Source organism: Gemmata sp. SH-PL17 (assembly GCF_001610855.1).
Lineage (GTDB): Bacteria > Planctomycetota > Planctomycetia > Gemmatales > Gemmataceae > Gemmata > Gemmata massiliana.
Map to the genome: position 1 here is coordinate 7,947,038 of NZ_CP011271.1, position 21,577 is coordinate 7,968,614.

General features: G+C 65.5%; 19 protein-coding genes and 1 pseudogene. 18 read left to right on the forward strand and 2 right to left on the reverse strand.

What is annotated here, in order from left to right; all coding sequences use genetic code 11:
- Positions 1 to 65: 65 nt before the first annotated feature.
- From VT84_RS33105 to VT84_RS33150, 10 genes and pseudogenes are all read left to right on the forward strand, one after another.
- Positions 66 to 2,372, forward strand: a complete 2,307-nt coding sequence (locus VT84_RS33105; RefSeq protein WP_082842549.1) for a tyrosine-protein kinase domain-containing protein — start codon at positions 66 to 68, stop codon at positions 2,370 to 2,372.
- Between the two features lie 57 nt (positions 2,373 to 2,429).
- Complete coding sequence (locus tag VT84_RS33110; protein ID WP_052551089.1) at positions 2,430 to 3,080, forward strand: hypothetical protein; 651 nt, start codon at positions 2,430 to 2,432, stop codon at positions 3,078 to 3,080.
- 138 nt (positions 3,081 to 3,218) lie between these two features.
- Positions 3,219 to 3,905, forward strand: a complete 687-nt coding sequence (locus VT84_RS33115) for a sugar transferase (protein ID WP_052551832.1) — start codon at positions 3,219 to 3,221, stop codon at positions 3,903 to 3,905.
- 80 nt (positions 3,906 to 3,985) lie between these two features.
- Entirely contained in the window at positions 3,986 to 5,020 is a 1,035-nt protein-coding gene (locus VT84_RS33120) for a glycosyltransferase family 2 protein (RefSeq protein WP_052551087.1), read from the forward strand.
- Entirely contained in the window at positions 5,017 to 5,460 is a 444-nt protein-coding gene (locus VT84_RS33125; RefSeq protein WP_052551085.1) for a TIGR03067 domain-containing protein, read from the forward strand. The genes VT84_RS33120 and VT84_RS33125 overlap by 4 nt, the downstream gene beginning before the upstream one ends.
- Complete coding sequence (locus VT84_RS33130; protein ID WP_255359520.1) at positions 5,457 to 6,059, forward strand: peroxiredoxin-like family protein; 603 nt, start codon at positions 5,457 to 5,459, stop codon at positions 6,057 to 6,059. The genes VT84_RS33125 and VT84_RS33130 overlap by 4 nt, the downstream gene beginning before the upstream one ends.
- An 81-nt stretch (positions 6,060 to 6,140) precedes the next feature.
- Positions 6,141 to 7,622 carry a cytochrome-c peroxidase gene (locus tag VT84_RS33135; protein WP_082842551.1) on the forward strand — a complete coding sequence of 494 codons (1,482 nt, stop codon included), beginning with the start codon at positions 6,141 to 6,143 and terminating at the stop codon, positions 7,620 to 7,622.
- 152 nt (positions 7,623 to 7,774) lie between these two features.
- A complete protein-coding gene (locus VT84_RS33140) occupies positions 7,775 to 8,533 on the forward strand; it encodes a DUF480 domain-containing protein (RefSeq protein ID WP_052551079.1) in 759 nt (252 codons plus the stop codon).
- Between the two features lie 33 nt (positions 8,534 to 8,566).
- Positions 8,567 to 9,319, forward strand: coding sequence for a hypothetical protein (locus VT84_RS33145; protein ID WP_052551077.1), 753 nt, complete (start codon positions 8,567 to 8,569; stop codon positions 9,317 to 9,319).
- Positions 9,320 to 9,324: 5 nt separating this feature from the next.
- Positions 9,325 to 10,167 (forward strand): annotated as a pseudogene (locus tag VT84_RS33150) (tyrosine recombinase); the annotation flags it as partial.
- A 146-nt stretch (positions 10,168 to 10,313) separates the two neighbouring features.
- On the opposite strand, the gene VT84_RS33155 reads toward VT84_RS33150, so the two are convergent.
- Positions 10,314 to 11,258 (reverse strand): ParA family protein, encoded by a 945-nt coding sequence (locus VT84_RS33155; protein ID WP_052551073.1) that lies wholly within the window; start codon positions 11,256 to 11,258, stop codon positions 10,314 to 10,316.
- A 243-nt stretch (positions 11,259 to 11,501) separates the two neighbouring features.
- Here VT84_RS33155 and VT84_RS33160 point away from each other — a divergent pair, with 243 nt between their 5' ends.
- The 7 genes from VT84_RS33160 (at position 11,502) to mazF (ending at position 17,607) form a co-directional block, all read left to right on the forward strand.
- Positions 11,502 to 13,694, forward strand: coding sequence for a glutamine synthetase III (locus VT84_RS33160; protein WP_082842553.1), 2,193 nt, complete (start codon positions 11,502 to 11,504; stop codon positions 13,692 to 13,694).
- 135 nt (positions 13,695 to 13,829) lie between these two features.
- On the forward strand, positions 13,830 to 14,180 hold the full coding sequence (locus tag VT84_RS33165; RefSeq protein WP_082842554.1) for a c-type cytochrome: 351 nt from the start codon (positions 13,830 to 13,832) through the stop codon (positions 14,178 to 14,180).
- 72 nt (positions 14,181 to 14,252) lie between these two features.
- Positions 14,253 to 15,359: a glycosyl hydrolase 53 family protein gene (locus tag VT84_RS33170; protein ID WP_082842555.1), complete on the forward strand. Its 1,107-nt coding sequence runs from the start codon at positions 14,253 to 14,255 to the stop codon at positions 15,357 to 15,359.
- Positions 15,360 to 15,464: 105 nt separating this feature from the next.
- On the forward strand, positions 15,465 to 16,493 hold the full coding sequence (locus VT84_RS33175; protein WP_082842556.1) for an NAD-dependent epimerase/dehydratase family protein: 1,029 nt from the start codon (positions 15,465 to 15,467) through the stop codon (positions 16,491 to 16,493).
- A gap of 115 nt (positions 16,494 to 16,608) precedes the next feature.
- Positions 16,609 to 16,941, forward strand: a complete 333-nt coding sequence (locus VT84_RS33180) for a hypothetical protein (RefSeq protein WP_052551063.1) — start codon at positions 16,609 to 16,611, stop codon at positions 16,939 to 16,941.
- 142 nt (positions 16,942 to 17,083) lie between these two features.
- Entirely contained in the window at positions 17,084 to 17,242 is a 159-nt protein-coding gene (locus VT84_RS33185; RefSeq protein ID WP_157470112.1) for a hypothetical protein, read from the forward strand.
- Positions 17,239 to 17,607 (forward strand): endoribonuclease MazF, encoded by a 369-nt coding sequence (gene mazF / locus VT84_RS33190; RefSeq protein ID WP_052551061.1) that lies wholly within the window; start codon positions 17,239 to 17,241, stop codon positions 17,605 to 17,607. The genes VT84_RS33185 and mazF overlap by 4 nt, the downstream gene beginning before the upstream one ends.
- Before the next feature lie 238 nt (positions 17,608 to 17,845).
- Here the strand turns inward: mazF and VT84_RS33195 are convergent, their stop codons facing one another.
- On the reverse strand, positions 17,846 to 20,695 hold the full coding sequence (locus tag VT84_RS33195) for a beta strand repeat-containing protein (RefSeq protein ID WP_157470114.1): 2,850 nt from the start codon (positions 20,693 to 20,695) through the stop codon (positions 17,846 to 17,848).
- 216 nt (positions 20,696 to 20,911) lie between these two features.
- Here VT84_RS33195 and VT84_RS33200 point away from each other — a divergent pair, with 216 nt between their 5' ends.
- Positions 20,912 to 21,511, forward strand: coding sequence for an RNA polymerase sigma factor (locus tag VT84_RS33200; protein WP_162271935.1), 600 nt, complete (start codon positions 20,912 to 20,914; stop codon positions 21,509 to 21,511).
- Positions 21,512 to 21,577 lie beyond the last annotated feature (66 nt).

The following is a 21,577-nucleotide window of genomic DNA, read 5'->3' on the forward strand; positions in this document are numbered from 1 at the left end:
GACGAGGGCCGGGAACCGTGTTACACCCCTTCGGCCCCGCCACATTACCTGAACGGATTCAGGCCATGAACGGACCCTCGTTCGCCACGCACGCCGCACCCACGGCCCACTCCGCGCCGCCCCGGGCGCCGCGCCAGGCCGCGCGCCCCGGTGCGAAGCCGGACGACAACCCGGCGGCGCGCGTGCTCATCTACTTGCGGCTCCACTGGCTGATGATCGCGTTCTGCGGCACGCTGCTCGGCGGGGCCGGGGCGTTCGTCGCGTGGGACTTGCTCGCCAGCAAGTACGAGTCCACGGGGATACTCAAGGTGTCGGCGGTGCAGGCCACGATCGCGGGCCAGGGGAACCAGCAGCAGGCCAAGACGGACTTCGTCACGTACACGAAGACGACCTCCGCGCTCATCAAGTCCGAGTTCGTGCTGAACGCGGCCCTCCGCGACATCAAGGATCTCCCCACGATCAAGGCCCAAAAGGAGCCCCTCAAGTACCTCGACGAGGAACTGGTCGTGTCGGGGCAGGACGGGTCCGAGTTGATCCGGATCACGTTCAAGGGCCACGCCCCGGACGACGCGAAGAAGATCGTGGACGCGGTGCAGAAGGCGTTCATCGAGCAGGTGGTGGAGCGGGAAGTGCGCGACTCGCGCAAGCTCCTGGGACAGGTCGAAGAGTGGTACACCAACGTCAAGGGTAAGCTCGCGAACCGCGCCACGGTGAAGTCCGGCGCGACCGCAAAGGACGGGGGCAACGGGCTGATCCCTGCGGGGGGCGCGGCTGGTCCGGCAGTCCCAGTAGCCCCGGCCGCACCCGGGGCGGTCCCGGCCCCGGTTCCCACCGCTGGCATGCTGCCCCAGGTCATCCTCAACCGCGTCGGTCCCGATTTCTTCATCAACGACATCATGAAGAACCGGGAGAAGGTCGATCAGTTGCCGCTGCTCATCCGCGACTACGAGCGCCAGCAAAAGGTGCTGCAGGACAAACTGGAGGCCATACAAAAGGCCCCGACGCCGAAATCGATCGAGGACGCGATCGACCGCACCGACCAGGACGTGCAGGCGGCCAAGTACCGGATGATTCAATCGTACCAGCTCTGGAAAACCCGCGAGGACACGAGCACCAACAAAAACAACCCCGCGGTCCTCGAACTGAAGCACGCTTACGAATCGGACGAGGCCCGGTGGAAAGAGATCCGGTCCGAAAAACTCCAAACGATCGAGCGCGAGCGGCGCGTCCGAGAGGCACGGGAAGTCGCGACCGAGTTGGAAAAGATCATTCAGAGAATTCAGAGTTACCAGGAGCAACTCGACCACGCGAAGGAAGCGCTCCCGCGGGCGATGAAGCAACTGATGGAACTGCCCGCGCCGCCCGAGAAGAGCGCCGGCGGGTTCCTGTCGCGCTTCGATAAGGAACCGTACCTGCCCGAGAACAGCGACCTCGAAACCGTTGACAGCGTTTTCCGCCGCCTGATTCTCCAGAAGGAACTACTCAAGCTGGCGGTCGAGTCCCCGCCCCGCGTCGAGATCCTCCAGCCCGCGTCGGTCCCGACCCAGAAGGACACCAAGAAACAGATCCTCGGTACCGCGTTCGCCAGCATCATGGGTTTCGTGCTAATGGCCCTGGGCGTGCTCGGGTTCGAGATGATGTCGAAGCGCGTGAGCTCGCTCGCCGACGTGAAGACGTCCTCGCCCGCGCCGGTGGTGGGCGTGATCCCGTGCGCCCCCGGCGACGCGACCGCGTCCCAAGGCGGCGGGCGCGACCCGGTCAAGCGCGCGGCCACGAACGAGGCCATCGACAAGCTCCGCGCCTACGTCTCGCAGACCTGGCTGAGCCGCGGCGCTACCACCATCGGCGTCACCAGCCCGATCGGGGACGAGGGCAAGGCGTTCACCGCGTTCGGGCTGGCGAGCAGCTTGGCTCAAGCGGGCTACAAGACGCTCCTCGTGGACTTTGACCTCCGGGAACCGGCCCTGCACCCCTACGCGGGCGTCCCGAACGGGGCCGGCGTGTGCGAGCTGCTCCGCGCGGAAATCGACCCGCGGGCCGCGGTGCAGTTCCTACCGAGCGGGTTGCACATGCTCCCGGCCGGAAAGTGGTCCGACGAGGCCCGTAAAGCCGCGACCGGCGAGAAGCTCGAGGCCCTGCTCGCGAAGCTGAAGGAGCCCTACGACTGCGTCGTGATCCACGGGCACGCGCTGCTGACCGTGGCGGAATCGGTCGAGGTGGCCCGGCGGTGCGAGGTGGTGCTGATGTGCGCCAAGTACCGCGAAACCGCCACCCCGCTGCTGAAGCGCGCCGCGGACCGCGTCGCGGCGATGGAGATCCCGTACTCCGGCATCGTCTACATCGGCGCGACTGAACAGGAAGCCCTCTGCTAAACAGAATCCCCTCTCCCGCGCCCCAACAGGGGCGCGGGGCGTTTTCGAGGAGCACCCATGATGAAACCACTCACGTTCTGTTCCATTCTCGGGCTGGTCGTGTGCGGCGCGCTGCTCAACGGCTCGGTCACGCAGCGGTGGGACCTGATCGCGTCCGACGGGGGGCGCACCGACCGGCTCCACGCGCTGGAGGTCCGGTTCGAGGGCTGGCAGTCCGAGAACGTGGACACCGACATGCCCCTGAACGAGCGCAGCACCGCCACCAGCCGGCGCTACCTGGCGCCGGACGGCCAGCACAGCGCGGTGGTCAGCTTCATCAGCGGCATCCCGGGTTCGGTCGCGACGCACACGCCCGACGTGTGCTACCCGGGCAGCGGGTACAAGACGCTCCGCGCGGCCCACAAGGAAACCATCGACCTGCCCGGCGGCCCGGCGACCGTGTACGTCGCGGACTTCGAGAAGGAAACGAAGACGAAGCGCGACCGCGTGCGGGTGCGCTGGGCGTGGACGACCGAGGGCGAGTGGGTCGCCCCGGACAACCCGCGCTGGCAGTTCGCCAGCCAGTTGCGCGCCCCCACGATCTACAAGGTCTACATCGCCACCCCGCTCGGGGACAACGAGGGGGACAAAACCCCGGAAGACGACGCGACGACGAAGGCGTTCGTGCTCTCGGCGTGGGCGCAATACTCCGCGGCGTTCGGCCGCTAAAGGCCGCGGTGGCGCGCCGATTTCGGCGCGCCACCGGTACAGTTCCCCCGTCACCGGTTGGTCGCCCGAGCGAAGCGAGGATCGCACCTGATGAACGTGAAACGGATGTCGCCCGCCCGGGATAAGCAGAGGTCCGCGTTGCGAACACCCGCTCCCCACGTCGCCCGGTTGCGCAGTGTTAACGTCGCCCCGTCCGTGCCCCCGCTCTCGGCCCGTGAGCGCGTAAAAACTGCAACCGACTTCGTATCGGCCGCCCTCATGCTCGCGCCCGCGCTACCGGTTATTTTGGCGTGCGTCGCACTGGTCCGGCTCACGTCGCCCGGCCCCGCACTCTACACGCAGTCGCGCGTGGGCCGCGGCGGGCGCGTGTTCACGCTGTACAAGATCCGCACAATGCACCACGACTGCGAGCGCCTCACGGGGCCGCAGTGGAGCACCCCGGGCGACGCGCGCGTCACCCCGGTGGGGCGCGTGATGCGCAAACTGCACCTGGACGAATTGCCCCAACTGTTCAACGTGTTAAAGGGCGAAATGAGCCTGGTCGGGCCGCGCCCGGAGCGCCCCGAGATCGTGAAAAAACTGCGCGAGGCGGTCGCGGGGTACGACCGCCGGCACGCGGTGAAGCCGGGGATCACCGGGTTCGCCCAGATCCACCTGCCGCCGGATTCGTGCATCCGGAGCGTGCGAAACAAGGTCGCTTACGACCGCTTCTACATCCGCTCGCGCTCGCTGGGCATGGAACTGTTCATCCTCGGTGCCACCGCCCTCAAAGTGGTCGGACTCAAGCACCTGTACTACCGCGCGCCGCGCGTCCCCACGGAATAGGCGCCCCGCCCTTGTGGGCGACGGGCTACCGAACTTGTAGGTGCCGCCCACATATTAGGGCGGGCGCCCGGAGACGAGACATGCCTTCTGTAAGCGTTATCGTTCCCGTGCGGAACGAGTCGCGCTCGATCGAGCACACGCTGCGCCTGCTGCTGACTCAAGACTTCCCCCGGGACGACTTCGAGGTGATCGTCGCCGACGGGGTGTCCACCGACGACACCGTGCTCATCGTGCGCCGGCTCCAGTCCGAGTTCCCCAACTTGAAGTTGGTCTTCAACAGTGAGAAGCTCGCGTCGTCCGGGCGGAACACCGGCATCCGCCACGCGACGAAGGACGTCGTGGTGATCGTGGACGGGCACTGCCACGTCCCGGACCGCGACTACCTCCAGAAGCTGTCGGCCGCGTTCGCCACGAGCGGGGCGGACTGCCTCGGGCGCCCGCAGCCGCTGGACGTCGAGTCCCCGACGCGGTTCCAAGAGGCCGTAAGCGCAGCGCGGAGCAGCCGGCTCGGGCACAACCCCGATTCCGACATCTACTCCAACGAGGCGAAGTTCGTCCCACCGCAGAGCACGGCGGTCGCGTACTCGCGCCGGGTGTTCCACACCATCGGGCTGTTCGACCAGGAGTTCGATGCGTGCGAGGACGTGGAGTTCAACGAGCGCGTCCACGCGGCCGGGCTGACGTGCTACTTCACCCCGGAAGTGAAGATCGTGTACGAGCCGCGGGGCGACTTCAGCGCCCTGTTCTACCAGCTCGGGCGCTACGGTAAGGGGCGCGCGAAGCTGGCCTTCAAGCACCCGAAATCCCTCTCGCTCCCCGCACTCGTACCGCCACTGTGGACGGTTTGGGCGCTCGGCGCGGGGCCGCTGGGCCTGGTGGTCCCGTACCTCGGCTGGTTGTGGCTCGCGAGCCTGGCGCTTTACGCCGCCGTGTTGCTCGGCGCGGGCGCGGTCCTGGGTCGAGGGAAACCGCTCGCGGTGGGCGCCCGCATCCCGATGGTGTTCGTCGCGATCCACTTCGGCTTCGCGTGGGGCTTCGGGAAAGAACTCGTAGCACAGGTTCGGAAGCGGTGGCGCACGATGTCCCGGTACCCACACCCCACGGGAGTGTCATGAAAGTCTTGGCCGCAATCGTACTGTCGGCGCTCGTTGCCGCGCCGGTCCCTCCGGCACCTCCCGTTGACCCGCTCAAGGCGGCGCAACAGGGTTTTCAGGGTCCGTGGAAGGTCGTGGCGCACATCGAAGAAGGGGAGCCGTGGGACAAGGAGCAAGCGGAGAGCGCGAAACTGACCGTGAAAGATAACGTGATGTCGATCAGCACCGACGGAAAGAACCTGGCGTTCGCGTTCACATTGGACCCCAAATCCGAACCGTGCGGCATCGACCTCGTGTACCAGTTGGAGAACGAGCCCGGCAAAACGGTGAAGGGTATCTACAAACTGGAGAAGGATAAGCTTACGATCTGCTTTGCCACCGACGGCGAGCGGCCCAAGGAGTTCCATTCTGCCGTGAACTCGCGCACCGGCGTGCTGATACTGGAGCGCGTGAAGAAATGATCCCCGGCGACACGGCTCCCGATTTGACGCTCTTCCGGCCGGACGGCACCTCGGTCCGGCTGTCCTCGTTTCTCGAATCGGATTTCCTACTCCTCATCTTCTTACGGCACCTCACGTGAATCCCCTGTAACGCCCACCTCGGTGAGGTGGACGCGGCCCGCGCCCGGTTCGCGGCTCGGGGGTGCTCCGTTCTCGTCGTATCGCAAGCGAAGCCCGAAGTGCTAACGCAGTTCGTCACACGTAACACCTGGTCGGTTCCGATCGTGTGCGATCCGGAACGTGTCGCGTATGCTGCCTTTGGTCTGGAGCGCACGGGGTGGCTCACGTTCTTCAAGCCGCACGTGCTCTGGGGGTACTTCCGCGGGATGCTGCGCGGGTACCGCGTGAAGAAGCCCTACGCGGGCGAGGACGTGCTCCAGCTCGGCGGGGATTTCATTCTTTCACGCACTCGTAATGTGATCTTCGCGCACCCGTCGGCGAACCCGACCGATCGCCCGGGCGTTACCGATCTGCTCGCCACTCTCCCATCGGTACCGCCGATTCCACACGAACGCCCGCCCGATGGCCCAAACGTTGACGCGCCCGCGGCCGGCACCTAACGATATCCTGCCAACCCACAGCATTGCACCCACCTGCCCTCGTTCCCCTCTGGGTCGCGGCGAAACATCGAAAGGACTGTTATGACAGTTCGCTGGGTTCCGCTTCTATTCGCACTGCTCGCTTCCGCTGCACCGGCCTCTGCCGCTCAGCCGCCGCTCGAAGCGGCCGACTTCCTACTGCCGAACGAATCGAAGATGACGCCGTTCAAGGACCGCGTCCCGATGGTGTTCGTCACCAGCAACCAGCCGGAGTGGAAGACGCTCAAGGGCTTCTGGACCGAGGGCACGCAAGAGGACGCGGACCCGGCCAGCGGGCAAAAGGTAACGCGCAAGGTGGTCAAGTTGAAGGTACCGCTCGGGCTCACGCAGGCCCCCGTGGTCCCGGCCGAGAACGCGATGACCGTCGAGAAGTGGGTGCTCGGCAAGCAACTGTACTACGACAAGATCATGTCCACCAACGGGAGCGTGGCGTGCGCGACCTGCCACGCACCGACCCGGGGCTTCTCCGACGGCAAGCGCACCTCGACCGGCATCAACGACGCGCTCGGCCCGATCAACTCGCCCACCGTGTTCAACTCCGCGTACAACCGGTTCCAGTTCTGGGACGGGCGCGGGTCGTCACTCGAAGACCAAGCTCAGGGTCCGGTCGGTAACAACAAGGAAATGTTCGGCGGGAAGGCCGACCCGTGGGAAGAAGCGGTGGCCCGGCTCCGCGCGAACGCCGGCTACGTGAAGGCGTTCAACGCGGTATTCGGCCACGCCCCGACCCGGGACGCCGCGGCGAAGGCGATCGCCACCTACGAGCGCACGGTACTGCTCGGCAACAGCCTGCACGACAAGGCCGAAGCCGCCATGCGGAAGCGCGTGATCGAGGAAGAAAGCGGAAAGTTCGTCCTCAAGTCCGAAGACTACGCGAGCGCGCTGAAGGACGAATTCGCCACGAAGGGCACCGCACTGAAGGATCTGGGGCTCGACGCCGCGACCGACGCGGGCAAGACCGACGAACTCGGCAAGCGCCTGCTCGCGGGCCGCGACCTGTTCTTCAACAAGGCCCGCTGCACGAACTGCCACACCGGGGACACCTACACCGACCACGGGTTCCACAACCTGGGCATCGGCGCGAAGGACGGCGAACTGCCGCTCGACGAGTTCGGCCGGTTCGTGCGCCTGCCCACGGGCCACAAGGACACGGCCCTGGTCGGCGCGTTCAAGACGCCGGGCACGCGCGGGCTGCTCTGGACCGCGCCGTACATGCACAGCGGGGACGAGAAGACGCTGGAGCAAGTGGTGGACTTCTACGACCGCGGCGGGAACGTGAACGCCTGGTTGAGCGAGAAGATGCGCGACACCGCGGCCGAGTCCGCGTACATCAAGGCCCGCGCCGAGGGCAAGCCGGTCGACCCGGCCGTGAAGACCTACGGCCCGACGAAGAAGCCCATCATCCCGCTCAAACTGAACCTCACCGCTCAAGAGAAAGCGGACCTCGTGCTGTTCCTGCGGGCACTTAACGGCGACCCGCTCGACCCGATCGTCGCGGACCCGGAGAAGTTCACGGGGAAATGACCTGCGAACGGGAAACCACACCCGAGGTTGGTCCCGGGTGTTGCAATTGAGCCTGAACCCCGGAGCAGTGGCGACGAGTTTGCGCAGTTCGTACAACGACGGCCCGTGGAATGAGTCTACGGGCCGTCGCCTTTTCTGAGAAAGTGGTTGCCATGTCGTCCGACGCGAGTCCCGCGCCCCAACCACAACCCGATCCGCCGGCCCCGGCGTGGGAGCCGTTGTCCCCGCTCGACCGCCGCATTCTCGGTGTGCTGGTCGAGAAACAAAAGACCTCGAAGACCGCGGACTCGTACCCCCTCTCGCTCAACGCCCTCGTTACCGGGTGCAACCAGAAATCTAACCGCGATCCGGTGTTTGAACTGGACGAGATCGAGGTCGAAGAGGGATTGGACGCGCTCCAGGAGCGCGGGCTGGTGACGCGCGTCACCGGCGGGCGCGTGGACCGGTTCCGGCACGAGCTCTACGCGGTGTGGACCAGCGCCGGCCCCGAACTCGCTGTGCTCGCGGAACTGTTGCTCCGCGGCGCACAAACGAAAGGCGATTTGCGCACGCGCGCGGCCCGGATGGCGCCCATCGACTCGCTCGACATGCTCGACGAGGTGCTGGAACCGCTGGTGGAGCGCAAACTGGTCGTCTACCTCACCGAGCCGGACCGACGCGGCGCGGTGGTCACGCACGGGTTCCAGACGGCGGACGAGATCACGCGGCTAAAGGCGCTCCACGCGGGCGCCCCGGTGTCGGTCTCCGACCCCGGAACGCCCGTTCTGCGTTCGGCGCCCGCACCCGGCCCCGCGGCCGACGCCAAATTGACCGCGGCCGTGGCCGAAATCGACGCGCTCAAGGAGCGCGTCGCGACACTGGAAGCACAACTCGCGGACGTGCGGAAGCAACTGGGCCTGTCGCCCGCATAAGTACCGGCGCCACTCGCGGCGCCGATCATCGCCATGACCGAAGAAAAATTCTGGCGGACGGAGAACGATCCGCACGCGCTCTTAAGCGCGCTGTTCCCCACGCGCTCCGAGGGGAGCGTTGTGTTACAGACGCGCAAGTGCCGGCACTACCTGCTGGCGTGCGCGCGCCGGCAGTGGAACCGGTTGCCCGGGGTGTGTCGCGAAATCGTCGCGCTGGCCGAGGTGTTCGCCGAGTACCCGCGAAGCGAAGCGCGGCTGCGCGCACTGGTCGCACCGATCGCCGAGCAACTCGTGCATTCCGCGGGCGATCCGGGCGATCTCGAAGAGGCCGCTCGGGCTCTCCGGAGCGCGGGGGAAGAAGACACACCCGGTGGCGTGCGCTCGCGCCTGGCCCCCGAAGACCAATTCGATGTCCCGGTCGTGCCCGAACCATTCTCCGAGACCGAGTGGCGCGGGCTGGCGTCCCTGGTGTACCTGCCGTTCGTGCTGAACACCCCACCGTTCAAGTGGGTGCCGCGCGAGCTGCACGCGACCGATCTGCTCCGGGAAATTTACTACAACCCCTACGTCTTCATCCCGTTTGATTCGGATTGGCGCACATCCGACACTCTCGAACTGGCGCGAGCGGCGTACAATTCACGCAATTTTGGGGGAATGCCGTTCCTCGCCGACGCGCTCCAAGAGGCCGGCTGCACGAACTCGGCGATCCTCGATCACTGCCGCGACACCAACGCGCGGCACGTCCGCGGGTGCTGGGTGGTGGACCGAATACTGAATCACGGGTAAACGCGATGGGCCTTTCCGAACTGCGGGCCGACATCATCGCCTTTCGCCACTACATCCAGTCCGAGCGCGGGCTGGCGGAGAACACCGTTCTCGCCTACGGGCGCGACCTCGAGCGCTTCGCGCGCTGGGTCGCGCTCGTGCAACTCCCCCGGTACCAGAAACCGGCCCTGAAAGACCTCGCGCGCTACGTCGCGTTCCTGCACGAGGAGCAGCTCGCGCCGCCGAGCATCGCCCGGCACCTCGTCGCGCTCAAAATGTTCTACCGGTTCCTGCGGCTCGAAGAGCGCGCGGACGCGACCGCCGTGGACCTGCTCGGCTCGCCGAAGTTGTGGGAGCGCGTGCCCGAGGTGCTACCGCCCACCGCCGTGGAAGCGCTGATCCTCGCGCCGCAACCGGGCGACCGGTTCTACCTGCGCGACCGCGCGATGCTCGAAACGCTCTACGCGACCGGGTGCCGCGCGACCGAGGTGGTGAGCCTGAAGCTCAATGACGTGTACCTCGATTCCGCGTTCTGCCGGTGCGTCGGGAAGGGGAGCAAGCAGCGCGTGGTGCCGCTGAATCGGCACACGGTCGCCGCGCTGCGGGCGTACCTCATGGGCACCCCGGACGAGGGCGCGCGCCCGGTCGAGGGAGCAACGGAAGTGTTCGTGAGCAAGAGCGGGCGCCCGCTCACGCGGATTCACTTGTGGTCACTGGTGAAGAAATACTGCAAGCGAGCCGGGTTGCCCAAGACCGTTAGCCCCCACACGCTCCGGCACAGTTTCGCCACGCACCTGCTCTCGGGCGGCGCGGACCTGCGCACCGTACAGGAACTGCTCGGTCACGCCTCGATCGCGACGACGCAGATTTACACACACGTGGACCGCGATCGGTTGAAGGCAATGCACAAGCAGTTCCACCCGCGGGGGGAAGTGCACCTCCCCCACCTCCGCCCGGAAACGAACAACCGCCCGCGGCATAAGCCCGGGCGGTTGAAAAACTCGATCTCACGATACTACGCGACCGCGGGTTCCACTTCGACCGTCGTCTGGCGAGCCGGCAGTTCGACCACGGGAGCTTCTATAACCGGCGGCACGTCCACAGCGGGCGGCACTTCCACCGGAACGCTGATCTTGAGCGGTCCCACCACAACGGGCGCGGACACGCCGAGCACCTCGTTCGCGAGGGCCGCGTAATCGGCGGCGCCGCTGCTCTTGGGCGCGTAGCCGAACACGCTCTTTCCGAAACTCGGGCACTCCGCGAGCTTGATGTTGCGGCGGATCTTCGTGCCGAAGACCTTCGCGTTCGCCCACGGCACGCTCGCCCCGCGGCTCTGAGCCAGGAACGCGGTCAGGTCCGTGACCACTTCCTGCGCGAGCTTCGTGGCCGCGTCGTAGAGGCACACCACCACGCCCGTGACCGTCAGCTTCGGGTTGATGCGCCGGGCGACCAGTGCGGTCGTTTCGAGCAGTTTCGACAACCCGTGCAGCGCGAGGAAGTGCGGCTGGAGCGGGATGAACACCTCGTCCGCCGCCGCGAGCGCGTTCAGCGTGAGCACGCCGAGCGACGGCCCGCAGTCCATCAGCACATAGTCAAAGGGAGCGGACGAACCGGGCCGCTCGTCTGCCGCCAGTGCTTCGCGGAGGATCACTTCGCGGCCCACGATTCCGGCCAGTTCTACTTCGGCCGCCGCGAGGTTAATATCGGACGGTATCAGGCTCAGGTTGTCGCCCACCATGCGCCGCACGGCGGCCAGCGGTTTGTTGGACACTAACACGTCGTACAGTGACGGCAGGGTGCCGTCCGGTTCCGCGCCGAGGTGCGTGCTGGCGTGCGCCTGCGGGTCCATGTCGATGACGCAGACGCGCTTGCCCGCCAGTGCGAGGGCCGCCGCGAGGTTAACGGTCGTGGTCGTCTTCCCGACCCCGCCCTTTTGATTGATGACCGCGATCGTGCGCATGGTGTGCCCCGTGTGTCTCGGCTCCCGGCGCGGCCCGAGGTTCGGGTCGCTCCGCCCCGGCAGGTGCCCCCCGGGTTCGCTAAGTTCCCGACCTTCTTGCCGCGTGCCGAACGAGGCTTATAACCTGAGTAACCTCTCCTCGACCAGCCCAACCGTACCCGTTACCACTGGGATGCCCCGGGCGTCGGCACAAAACACACCGAGATTGGCCTCGCACCACCACAAAAAGGAGCCTTTCCCACGATGACCACGCCACGCCAGGCCGCGATCCAGGCCATTGCGACGACCGAGTACGACCTGAACCAGATCGATTTCCGCACCGCCCACCTGAAGGAACTGTTCGGCACGCTCGTGTTCAGCGAAGAGGTCCAGAAGCAGCGCCTGCCCAAGCCGGTGTTCAAGGCCCTCCAGAAGACCATCAAGCAGGGCGCCCAGCTCACCGACCCGGCCGTCGCCGACGCGGTCGCCAGCGCGATGAAGGACTGGGCCATCGAGCACGGCGCCACCCACTTCACCCACCTGTTCCAGCCGATGACCGGGCTGACGGCCGAGAAGCACGACAGCTTCCTCGCGCCCACCGGCACCGGCTCCGCGGTGTCCGAGTTCAGCGGCAAGGAACTGGTCAAGGGCGAACCGGACGCCAGCTCGTTCCCGAGCGGCGGCATCCGCGCCACGTTCGAGGCCCGCGGGTACACCGGCTGGGACCCGACCTCGCCCGCGTACATCCGCGAGGCCCCAAACGGCGCGACCCTCGTGATCCCGACGGTGTTCGTGTCGTGGACCGGTGAGGCCCTCGACAAGAAGACCCCGCTGCTCCGCAGCATGGAGGCGCTGAGCCAGCAGGCGATTCGCATCGTGAAGCTGTTCGGCAACACCGAGGCCAAGAAGGTGTTCACCACCGTCGGCCCGGAGCAGGAATACTTCCTCATCGACAAGAATTTCCTGTACGCCCGGCCCGACCTGCTCAACTGCGGGCGCACCCTATTCGGGGCGAAGCCGGCCAAGGGCCAGGAGCTCGAGGACCAGTACTTCGGCACCATCCCCGAGCGCGTGCTCGCGTGCATGGCCGAGTGCGAGGCCGAGATGTTCAAGCTCGGCATCCCGGTGAAGACCCGGCACAACGAGGTCGCCCCTAGCCAGTACGAGATCGCGCCGATCTTCGAGGACTCGAACCTCGCGACCGACCACAACCAGCTCACGATGGACGTGATGCGGCGCACGGCCGAGAAGTACGGGCTCGTGTGCCTGCTGCACGAGAAGCCGTTCGCGGGCATCAACGGGAGCGGCAAGCACAACAACTGGTCGATGTCTACCGACACCGGCGAGAACCTGCTCAACCCGGGCGACACCCCGCACGACAACGCCCAGTTCCTCGTGTTCTGCGTCGCGGTGATCCGCGCGGTCGCGAAGTACCCGGAGCTGCTCCGCGTGAGCGTGGCCAGCGCCGGCAACGACCACCGGCTCGGCGCGAACGAGGCCCCGCCCGCGATCATCTCCATCTTCCTGGGCGCCCAGCTCCAGGACATCATGGAGCAGCTCGAAAAGGGCAAGCCCGAGAAGACCATCCCGGGCGGGTTCATGGAGGTCGGCGCGAGCGTGCTGCCGAAGCTCCCGCGCGACGCCGGGGACCGCAACCGCACCAGCCCGTTCGCGTTCACCGGGAACAAGTTCGAGTTCCGCGCGGTGGGCAGCAGTTTCAGCATCGGCGGGCCGAACACGGTGCTGAACACGATCGTGTCCGAGTCCATCGACTTCATCGCGACCGCGCTCGAGAAGGCCGTGGGCGACGACAAGAGCGAGGCCCGGCTGAACAAGGCGATCCAGGATCTGCTCCCGGGCATCCTGAAGGAATCGAAGAAGGTCGTCTTCAACGGCGACGGGTACAGCGACGAGTGGCACAAGGAGGCCGAGAAGCGCGGGCTCCCGAACCTGAAGAACACGGTGGACGCGCTGCCGGTGATCGTCCGCAAGGACTCGGTCGAACTGTTCACCAAGTACAAAGTGTTCACCGAGCGCGAGCTGACCAGCCGGTACAACATCTTCAGCGAGAAGTACGTCAAGGAGGTGACCATCGAGGCGAACACGATGGTCAGCATGGCGAAGACCCTGATCCTCCCGGCGGCGCTGCGGTACCAGGGCGAGGTGGCGACCGCGGTCAACGCGACCAAGGCCGCCGGCGTGGACGCGGGCGCGCAGCTCGACCACCTGAAGGAGCTGACCGCGACGATCGCGAAGTTCCAGGCCGCCACCGCGGACCTGGACCACGCGGTCAGCCACAAGCACTCGGGCGACCCCTACGCGGACGCGAAGGCGACGCGCGACACGGTGCTCCCGAAAATGGTCGAACTGCGGACCCTCGGCGACAAGCTCGAAACGATCGTCGCCGATGACCTATGGCCGCTCCCGACCTACCGCGAGATGCTGTTCATCAAGTAAGTGATCGCGCCACGATCGCGCGAGAGTCCGCGGGCCAACCCCGCGGACTTTTTCGTTTCCCGAAGCCCGTTGCAGTGTCCCGCGGGCGTTCTTCGTTACACTGAGCCGGTCGGGTTGTTCCGCGGAGGCTCTTCGATGCTCAGCCGGTTCGGGATCGGGTACGTCGTCTTCGTCGGCTTCAGTGCGCTCGCCGGGTGCGGCCAATCGGCCCCGGTCGCGGAGGGGCCGAAGGGGGTTTACGACCAGCACTGCGCGAAGTGCCACGCGCAGGCCGGTGAACCGGGCGGGCCGCCCTCGATCGGCGCGTCGAAGGGTCCGAACCTCGCGAAGATCGGGAGCGAACCCAATCGCACCGCCGCGTGGCTCGCGGACTACATCCGTGACCCGCGGAGCAAGAAGAGCGATTCGAGAATGCCCGCGTTCGGTACCACGCTGACGCAAGACCAGATCCGCTCCCTAGCCGAGTACCTCGCGGCCAAGAAATAGCACGTCCCGAAACCGTGGCTCTGCGGCGCGGGTAGTGTGGGGCGAACCCCGAACTCCCCGCGAGGCTTCACCGTGCGCCTTCACTTCTTTACGGCCGCGCTCGTCGCGGTCGCTGCGATTCCCCATTGCGCTGCGTCCGGTGCCGATCCCGAGAAGCGCCCGTTCCGGCTCGGATTCACGCGCTGGCCCGCCGACCTCACGCTCGAAGGCGCGACCACCGCCCAGGACTTCGCGCACGCCCACGGTGACATTGTTTCCGTCATGTTCATTGGCGGCGTCCCGTGGCCGGAAGCGCACGACGGCAAGCCGTTCTCGAAGGACGTGGACAACAACCTCAAGTACCGCCCGCCGGTGGGCACGCAGCTCTTCCTGTCCATTTCGCCGCTCGATAAGGACCGCAAGAACATCGCGCCGTATTGGGGCGAAAGAGACAACATGCCGCTCCCAAGGGGCTGGGACAAACTGGCCCTCAACAGCCCGGAGGTCAAAAAAGCGTACCTGAATTTCTGCCTACGTGCTGTGGAAGCGATGAAGCCGGACTACCTCGCGATCGGGATCGAATCGAACGTGCTGCTCTCGCACGACGCGAAGAAATGGACCCAACTCAAGGAACTCCACCGCGACACCTACGACGCGATCAAAAAGAAGCACCCGAAGTTGCCGGTGTTCTTCACCACCGAAGTGAACCACTACAAGAAGTTCGCGAGCGAGGCGAAGACCAGCAACCAGGAGTTCGAGGTCGCGGAGCTGATGAAACACAGCGACGTGTTCGCGATGAGTACCTACCCGCACATGAGTTTCGCGATCCCGCGCCCGGTGCCCGCGGACCTCTTCGACTTTGCCACGAAGTTCAAGAAACCCATCGTGGTGTCCGAATCGGGCCTCACCTCAAGGGACGTGGAACTGAAGGCGTTCAAGCTCACGCTCAAAGGATCGGAAGCGGACCAGAAACAATTCACGGAACTGCTCCTCAAGACGGCCGACCGCGACAACTACCTGTTCGTCATCAACTTCGCGACGACCGACTTCGAGAAGCTGTGTGCGAAACTCCCGCCACCAGTAGACGATCTCGCCCGCATCTGGGCGTTTACAGGCATGCAAACCAGCGACAAGAAGCCGAAGCCCGCACTCGCGGTATGGGACACGTACTTAAAAGCGAAACTGGTTCACAAAGAGTAATTTAATTAACTTTCCGATCATCTCTCGGGTGTCTGAAACGGGCCGGCGCGCTACGCACGCGGCGGTCCGTTTCCGTATGCTGTCTCCTTATTCTGGAGACACGCAATGTCACGCAAACCGTCGGTTCTCATTACTGGGGCGTCGGGCGAGATCGGGCACGCACTCATCTCGCGGCTGTCTCACAGCGACCCCGACCGCCCCATCGTCACGCTGGACCTGAACCCGCTCCCGCCCGAGTCGGCCAAGCTCGTCAAACAGGCGGTGAACGGGTCCATCCTCGATCCCGCGCTGCTCGACGGTATCCTCGCGCAGTACGAGGTTGACCACGTGTACCACCTTGCCGCGCTGCTCTCCACGCGGAGCGAGTTCAGCCCGGCGCTCGCCCACAAGGTGAACGTGGAGGGCACGCTCAATCTGCTAGAGTTCGCGCAGAAGCAGGGCGAGAGTCACGGGCGCCCGGTCGCGTTCTTCTACCCGTCGAGTATCGCCGCGTTCGGATTGCCAAGCCTCGATATCAAGGGGCAAGCGGGGCAAGTCAAAGAGGACGACTACAACGTGCCGACGACGATGTACGGTGCGAACAAGCTGTACTGCGAGCACCTGGGGCGCTACTACTCGCGCCACTACAAGCAACTCGCTGCCGAGACGATGAGTGGCAAAGTGGACTTCCGCTGCATCCGGTTCCCGGGCCTGATCTCGGCGGAAACGGTTCCGAGTGGCGGGACGAGTGACTACGCCCCCGAAATGATCCACGCCGCGGCGAGCGGCCAGCCCTATGCGTGCTTCGTGCGGCCCGACACGCGCATCCCGTTCATGGCGATGCCCGACGCGGTTGACGCGATCTTCCGCCTGATGGACGCTCCGCGTGCGCGGCTCTCGCGGACCGTGTACAACATCGGCGCGTTCGCACCGAGCGCGGCCGAGATCGCGACCGTGGTCCACGCGGCGTTCCCGAAGGCGGAGATGAGCACGAAGGTGGACGAGAAGCGCCAGGGCATCGTGGACTCGTGGCCCGCGGACGTGGACGACTCTGCCGCGCGCAACGATTGGGGCCACAACCCCAAGTACGGGTTCGCGCCTGCGTTCGGCGAGTACCTGATTCCGAGCATCAAGAAGCGGTACGCCGGGGCGTGATGCCACTGGCGCCATACGAACGATGCTGTTGCACACCCGCCCCAATGGGCGGGTGTTTTTGTTGACACTTGCACCAGGCGCTGGATCGGTCATGCTGAGGTACCAAGGAGAAACGATGACCGAAGCGGAGTGGCTGGCATGCGAAGACCCGGGAACCATGTTTGAGTTCCTGCACGGCAGGGCCACCAATAGGAAGCTTCGCCTGATTGCCGTGGCGTGCTGCGAACGCGCAAAACCGTTCGTACCAGAGGACTACCACGACTTGGTAGATACTGCTGAAGCATTCGCGGACGGACGTGCTTCCGTCGCGGATCTGGAGGCGATTCGAGCAAGGCACCATCGACTGGACGGCTATCCCGATCGCGCGACCTTTACACCGCTTCCCACAATCCCATTGACGGGACGGCCCATTGACCCATTCGCCCCATTGGTGGTACACTACCTTTAAGTGCGTTGTTTGGCGTCGCTAGGCAACACTGCGACCCAATTAATGAGATTTCAAAAGAGACGGGAATTCCATGTCTATTTTAACTCGAAAGGTAGACGATCGATCGCGCGTTGTCCTGCCAGATGAGTTTTCGGGGAAGCTCGTGACGCTGGAGGAAGTCACTAAAGACCATGTGATTATCAAGATCGTGAAGCCGATCCGAAAACGCCCGTCACTTACCAGCCTGTTGGCCCGCATGACCGACACGAACCAGCAGCCCCCGGTAGAACTCGGTCCGCCGATAGGCAACGAGGAACTATGACCGTTTCACAGTACGTTCCCGACCGTGGGAACGTGATTTGGCTGTCCTTGAACCCGCAAAAGGGTCACGAACAGGCCGGGCGCCGCCCGGCTCTTGTTCTGAGCCCTGCCGCATATAACCGCCGTGGCCTCGCAATAATTTGCCCCATCACGAACCAGGCGAAGGGATATCCCTTTGAGGTGGCCATTCCCGCCGGCCATAATGTGACAGGAGTCGTTCTCGCCGATCAGGTGAAAAGCCTCGACTGGCGGCAGCGAGACGCTGAACCGCACACGCAAGTGCCCGAAGAATTGGTCAACGAAGTGGTCGCACTTATACTCCCGTTGATCGATCCGAACAACGTGTTCGGGGCCGAAGAAACGTGACGCTTCCGCCCCACACGAGTTGCCATTCACGTGGGACTTACACCTCGGCGCACGTCACACACGGTTCATTTTCCGCCACGCGCAGAGCACGTGAGGAACTTGAAATCCATGTATCCGCGCCAAGATCCAGACGCACCGACTTTCGACCGCTGAATTAACCCAGTCGATTCGAGCACCCAATAAATGCGAACCGGCCGCGGGCACTGGCCCGCGGCCGGTTCATCGATTCGTACCGATCTCAGTTGATGAGAACGTTGTCGCCGGTACCACCATCGAGGATATCGTTCCCCGGCCCACCGATCAGCACGTCGTCGCCGGCCCCGCCGAGGAGCGTGTCGTTGCCCGCGCCGCCGATCAGCACATCGTCGCCGTTACCGCCGTCGCCGGTGAACTGGATCGCGGCACCGGTCAGCCCGCTCGCCTCGACCACGTCGTTGCCGGCTAGTGCGTTCACCACAAGCCGGTCGTTGGCCGGTTCCGCACCGGTGATGTTCACCGCCACGGGCAGTCCGAGCACTTGAGCGCTGCTCCCGGTCCCGAACACGGCGATCACGTCGTCGCCGCTGGTGCCGTTGACGATCACGGTGTCAGCCGCCCCGTCCCCGGCGCTCCCACCGAGGGTGCCCGCGAGGTTGAGATTCACCTCCGTCACGTCGGTCCCGGACAGGTCGTTGATCGTGATCTGGTCCGCGCCCCCGAGGGCGTTGAAGTCGATCCCTTCGACGTCGTTGAGGTCCATTACGACGTTCGCGATATTACGCGAGAACCGCACGCGCCCGCCGTTCGCCGAGATATCGATGTTCTCGCTCACGTTCGCCCCGTTGAACACCATCCGGTCGAAACCCGCCTGGCCCTCGAGCGTGTCGTTGTCGTCGCCCGGGTTCCACACGAACGTATCGTTGCCCGCACCCATGAGGGCCGTGTCGTTGCCGTCGCCGCCGTTGATGAGGTCGTCGCCGGCGCTGCCGATCAGGAGGTCGTTGCCGAGGCCGCCGTTCATCGTGAGCTGAATCGAGTTGGCCCGGAGCGAAGTCGCGTTGATGACGTCGTCACCGCCCTGCCCGTTGAGCACCAGCCGGTCGCTGGCCGGATCCTGGGAGAAGATGTTGACCGCGGTGTGCAGTCCGAACACGTTGACCCCGCCCGTGTCGCCCGCGGCCCCGAACGCATCAGCGCCCTGGGTGCCGTTGACCGTGACCGTGTCGGCCGCCCCGTCGCCGCCGCCCGCCGGCCCACGCAGGTCGACGTCGACGCGCGTCAGGTCCGTGCCGCTCAGGTCACCCACGACGACGTTGTCGGCCCCGCCGAGGGCGCGGAACTCGATGCTCTCGACGTCATCGAGATCCATCACGATGTTCGCCACGTCGCGGGTGAACAGCACCCGGCTGCCGTTCGCCACGATGTTGATGTTCTCGCTCGCGTTCGAGCCGAAGAACAGCATCTTATCGGCGCCGCCCTGCCCCTCGACCGTGTCGTTCCCGTCACCCGGGTTCCACTGGAACACGTCGTTACCAGCGCCCAAGAAGGCCACGTCGTTGCCCTGGCCGCCCAAGACGAAATCGTTGCCGTCGCCACCGCGGATCACGTCGTCCCCGCGGCTGCCGAGGAGCGTGTCGTCGCCCGCCCCGCCGTCGATGGTCAGTTTCGTGACCCCGGCGGGCACCGTGGACGCGGTCACACCGTCGTTCCCGCCCAGCGCGTTCACCACGAGTGCGTCGTTGGCGCCCTCGGAGTTCGTGATGTTCACCGTCGCGGCCAACCCGACCACGCTGACCGAAGTGCCCGCACCGAACACGTCGATGATGTCGTTGCCGTTGGTCCCGTTGACGGTGACCGTGTCGGCCGCTGCGTCGCCAGCGCCCCCACCGATGGTGCCCGCGAGGTTGATGTTGACGGTCTTCAGACTGGTTCCGGCGAGATTGTTAACGGCGACCGTGTCGGTCCCGCCCAGCGTGTTCAGGTCGATCGTCTCGACGCCGTTGAGGTCCATTACGATGTTCGCGATATTTCGCGTGAACCGGACGCGACTGCCGTTCGCCGAGATGTCGAAGGCCTCGTTCGCGTTCGAGCCGTTGAACAGCATCTTGTCGGTACCGTCCTGCCCCTCGACCGTGTCGTTCCCGTCGCCCGGATCCCACTGGAACACGTCATTACCAGCACCCAGGAAGGCCGTATCGGTGCCCTGGTTGCCGTCGATGAAGTCATCCCCGTCGCCGCCGCGCAGTATGTCGTTCCCGTTGCTGCCGAGGATCGTGTCGTTGCCGGTCCCGCCGTCCACGGTGATTTGAATCAGCGCGGCCAGGTTGCCGGTGGCCGAGAACGTGTCGTTCCCGCCGTTCATGTTAACGACGAGTTTCTCGCTGGTGCCGATGTCGATGCTGAACGGGGCCGGGTTCAATCGGTCGAACCGCACGCGGGTGCCGTTCGCGGTGGTGGTGAACTGTTCGTCGCCGTTGCCGCCGTTCACTTCGACGGTATCGGTGCCGGCACCGCCCTCGTTCAGGTCGGTGTCGTCGCCCGGGTTCCAGATCATCCGGTCGTCGCCCGCTTCGCCGAACACCTGGTCGTCGGCGTCGCCGCCGGTCAGCGTGTCGTTCTCGGTGCCACCGAACAGGAAGTCCGAGCCACCCTTGCCCAAGAGTGTGTCGTTCCCGGTCTGGCCGAACAACAGGTCGTTCCCGGACCCGCCGGTGAGCACGTCGTTCCCGGCGCCACCGAACAGGTTGGCCTTCGGCAGGGCGCCGTTCGCCTCGTTCAGGGTGATCGTGTCGTTCCCGCCCTGACCGAAAGCCTGGATGAGGGTGGTGTTAGCCACAGTCGGTGTGCCGCCCTGGACGGTGACCGCACCACCGTTCACGAGGATCGTCCCGGCCGCGTTGCGGCTCACGGTGATCGTGTTATCGAGGTTGTCGCCGAAAACGGTGAGCGTACCGGCGCTGAAGGTCGCGACGACGGCCGGCACCTCGCGGGCGTCGAGTGCCTCGAGGCCCGGGGTGAACCGGCTCGACAGTGCGGGCGTCCGGGTATTGGTCCGGGCCGCACCCCGACGGGCACCGCGGAGCATGGCTTTGAACAGAGCGCGCAACATCGGACGGTCTCCTGCGAAGACGGTGGAGGGGTTCGAGGGTATCGTGCGGTCGGAATGGGCAAGACGTGCGACGGGCACCTTGCGAGTTCTGTGCCGGACGGCCCCGGAGGTGTACAACACCTGGGAAGCCGACCGCTGCGACCGGGACATTGGGTAGATCCGCGTGCCGCCGAGAACCGGCCAAAAATTTCGCGCGACTTCGATACGGAGGTCGGAATGTCCGTAAACGACTCGTTCGCCGTACTCATGGGCCGGTTGCGGTCCGGCGAGGACGCGGCCGCGCGCGAGGTGTTCGTGCGGTTCGCCTCGCGCCTCGCCGGGCTCGCCCGCTCCCACCTGGACGCGAAACTGGCGGTGAAGGTCGACCCCGAGGACGTCGTTCAGTCCGCCTACAAGAGCTTCTTCTTGCGCCAGCGCGACGGGCACCTGGACGTCGGTACCTGGGACGGGTTGTGGGGCGTGCTCACGATGATTACGCTGCGCAAATGCGCCGACCGCGCCGCGTACTACCGGGCGGAAAAGCGTAACGTGGGCCGCGAAACGGCCGGCACTGGGGCGGGGGACAGCGCGCCGGCCTTCGTCGACCTGGCACTCGACCGTGAACCGCTCCCGGACGAGGCCGCGGCGCTCGCGGAAACAGTGGACGCCCTTTTCCGCGCGATCGAAGACCCGGACGAGCGCGCGATCCTGGAACTGAGCCTCCAGGGACACACCGCGACCGAGATCAGCGAGCAACTCGGCCGCGCGGAGCGCTCGGTCCGGCGCCTGCGCGAGCGGGTCCGCAAGCGACTGGAGCGAATGCAATCGGAAGTGTAATGATTCCCGACAGTCACTCCGGAGAAAATAATCGCCTGACGATATAAGCGGGAACGCTTAATGTGG

Excerpts from the sequence above, each read along its gene's own strand:
- VT84_RS33105 (WP_082842549.1), top strand. The coding sequence starts at position 66 with ATGAACGGACCCTCGTTCGCCACGCACGCCGCACCCACGGCCCACTCC.
- VT84_RS33110 (WP_052551089.1), top strand. The coding sequence starts at position 2,430 with ATGATGAAACCACTCACGTTCTGTTCCATTCTCGGGCTGGTCGTGTGC.
- VT84_RS33120 (WP_052551087.1), top strand. The coding sequence starts at position 3,986 with ATGCCTTCTGTAAGCGTTATCGTTCCCGTGCGGAACGAGTCGCGCTCG.
- VT84_RS33125 (WP_052551085.1), top strand. The coding sequence starts at position 5,017 with ATGAAAGTCTTGGCCGCAATCGTACTGTCGGCGCTCGTTGCCGCGCCG.
- VT84_RS33135 (WP_082842551.1), top strand. The coding sequence starts at position 6,141 with ATGACAGTTCGCTGGGTTCCGCTTCTATTCGCACTGCTCGCTTCCGCT.
- VT84_RS33140 (WP_052551079.1), top strand. The coding sequence starts at position 7,775 with ATGTCGTCCGACGCGAGTCCCGCGCCCCAACCACAACCCGATCCGCCG.
- VT84_RS33145 (WP_052551077.1), top strand. The coding sequence starts at position 8,567 with ATGACCGAAGAAAAATTCTGGCGGACGGAGAACGATCCGCACGCGCTC.
- VT84_RS33155 (WP_052551073.1), bottom strand. The coding sequence starts at position 11,258 with ATGCGCACGATCGCGGTCATCAATCAAAAGGGCGGGGTCGGGAAGACG.
- VT84_RS33160 (WP_082842553.1), top strand. The coding sequence starts at position 11,502 with ATGACCACGCCACGCCAGGCCGCGATCCAGGCCATTGCGACGACCGAG.
- VT84_RS33165 (WP_082842554.1), top strand. The coding sequence starts at position 13,830 with ATGCTCAGCCGGTTCGGGATCGGGTACGTCGTCTTCGTCGGCTTCAGT.
- VT84_RS33175 (WP_082842556.1), top strand. The coding sequence starts at position 15,465 with ATGTCACGCAAACCGTCGGTTCTCATTACTGGGGCGTCGGGCGAGATC.
- VT84_RS33180 (WP_052551063.1), top strand. The coding sequence starts at position 16,609 with ATGACCGAAGCGGAGTGGCTGGCATGCGAAGACCCGGGAACCATGTTT.
- mazF (WP_052551061.1), top strand. The coding sequence starts at position 17,239 with ATGACCGTTTCACAGTACGTTCCCGACCGTGGGAACGTGATTTGGCTG.
- VT84_RS33195 (WP_157470114.1), bottom strand. The coding sequence starts at position 20,695 with ATGTTGCGCGCTCTGTTCAAAGCCATGCTCCGCGGTGCCCGTCGGGGT.
- VT84_RS33200 (WP_162271935.1), top strand. The coding sequence starts at position 20,912 with ATGTCCGTAAACGACTCGTTCGCCGTACTCATGGGCCGGTTGCGGTCC.